The organism is Kitasatospora papulosa, from assembly GCF_000717245.1.
Taxonomy (GTDB): Bacteria; Actinomycetota; Actinomycetes; order Streptomycetales; family Streptomycetaceae; genus Streptomyces; species Streptomyces papulosus.
On the sequence record NZ_JNYQ01000052.1, the window covers coordinates 1 to 1,864 of the forward strand.

Genomic DNA, 1,864 nt, shown 5'->3' on the forward strand with positions numbered 1-1,864 from the left:
CGGTCAGTGCTCAACCAGCGTGGGGCCGGCGCCCGTCGGCTGCAACGATCACGCGCCCACCAGCCGTCCCGGAACCATTCCACCCCCGCTGACGTGCAAGGACGTGAAGGATGGGACGCAGGGTCGAGGGGGATGGAATGCCGAAGGACGCCGCCGTCGAGGAGTTCGCGGGGCTCGTGCGCGCGCTGAAGGCGCGGGACGGGAGGAGTTACGAGGCGCTGGGCCGGCGGCTGAGCGTCAGCGCGTCCACCCTCCACCGCTACTGCTCGGGCGCGACCGTCCCGGAGGAGTTCGCCGTGGTCGACCGCCTCGCCCTGCTGTGCGGGGCGGACGAGGAGGAACGGCGGTCCCTGGAGGCGGCCTGGACGGAGGCGGATTGCGCCCGTCGCCGAGCGGCCTCGCCGGCGCCCACGCCTGTGCCGGCCGCGCCGGAACCGGGCCCCGGCCCCGTCCCGGACCCGAGCGGGCCGGACCCGAGCGGGCCGGACCCGAGCGGGCCGGACCCGAGCGGGCCGGACCCGACCGGGCCGGACCCGTCCGCCGAGGATCTGTCCGCGCCGGAGGCCCCCCGCGCACGCCCCCGTCGTGGCGCCCCCGTTGCCCTCCTCGCCGCCGCCGTCGCCCTCGTCGTGCTCGCCCTTGCCGCCGCCCTGCTCGGCCACCCCACCCGTACGGCTTCCGCCCCCGATCCCGCTCCCGCTTCCACCGCTCCGGGGCGGACCGCGGCCCCCCTCCCTTTCACCTGGAGCATCGATTCCCAGCTCTGGGAGGGCGGCTGCGGGCACACCTACCTCGTGGACCGGGCCCCCCGCGCGGTCGCCCCGCCGCCGGTCGCGGCCGACTCCGGGGCGTGGGCCGGGACGCACGGCGCCGTGCACGGCGGGGAGGCGCTGGTACGGATCACGGTCCAGGGCCGGTCGCCGTCCGACGCCGTCGTCCTCCACGCCCTGCACGTGCGCGTGGTCGACCGCGCCACGCCGCTGCCGTGGAACGCGTACCGGATGGACAACGGTTGTGGTGGCGCCGTCACCCCGCGCCACTTCGCCGTTGACCTCGACCGGCCGCGCCCGCTCGCGAGGCCCGTCGACGGCCTTGACGCCTCCGGCGCCGAGGTCAGGAAGATCCCGGCCGTCTCCTTCCCGTACAAGGTCACCTCCTTTGACCCCGAGGAGCTGCTGGTCTCCGCGCGGGCGGCGGGCTGCGACTGCCGCTGGTACCTGGAGCTGGAGTGGAGCGCCGGGGGCCGTACCGGGACGGTGCGGATCACGGACGGCGGGAAGCCGTTCCGCACGAGCGGGACCAGGGAGAGGCCGGCGTACGTGCACGACTCCGTCGCAGGGCGCTGGATCACAGACCCGGACTCTGGACAGACCGGGTGATCGATGAGCAACCTCGACGGACATAGGCTGAGCATGCGCTAAGGCGGATAGCTGACATCAAACGCGCACTCGACACCCTGATCCTTCAAGCTCGTGATGGTGATGCTGGGATCTGCCGTCTCCGAGGCTCGGAGACGGCCTTTGCGCGACCTCGACGCAAGGTCCTTCAATACCGGGCCCGACGTCATGGTGCCCGTCGCAGGGGAGGCGGCCCGTCGTCTGGACGGTGCACTCGGCTTCCTCCGGGAGACGTATGCGTGAGACCGCCTCCACCGGTTCCCACTGCCGCGCCAGGACGCCGAGTCCGGCAGTGACACGGGACGGGGGACAGGAGACGCCCCTTCGCTCCGCGTGCGCCTCGCCCGGCGTCGGGCCACCCTGAAACCATGGTGGAGCAGCACGGTCACACGCCGCACGAGAAGGCGGACGCGGCCCGCGCGCTCGCGGCGCGCCGCGGCCGTCGCGGGGGACTGCTCCCCGCAGCC

1 protein-coding gene is annotated in these 1,864 nt (G+C 74.4%); it reads left to right on the forward strand.

Annotated features, from left to right (window positions below; genetic code table 11):
* Positions 1-137: 137 nt before the first annotated feature.
* Entirely contained in the window at positions 138-1,379 is a 1,242-nt protein-coding gene (locus IA22_RS0133635) for a helix-turn-helix domain-containing protein (RefSeq protein ID WP_030125862.1), read from the forward strand.
* Positions 1,380-1,864: the final 485 nt, after the last annotated feature.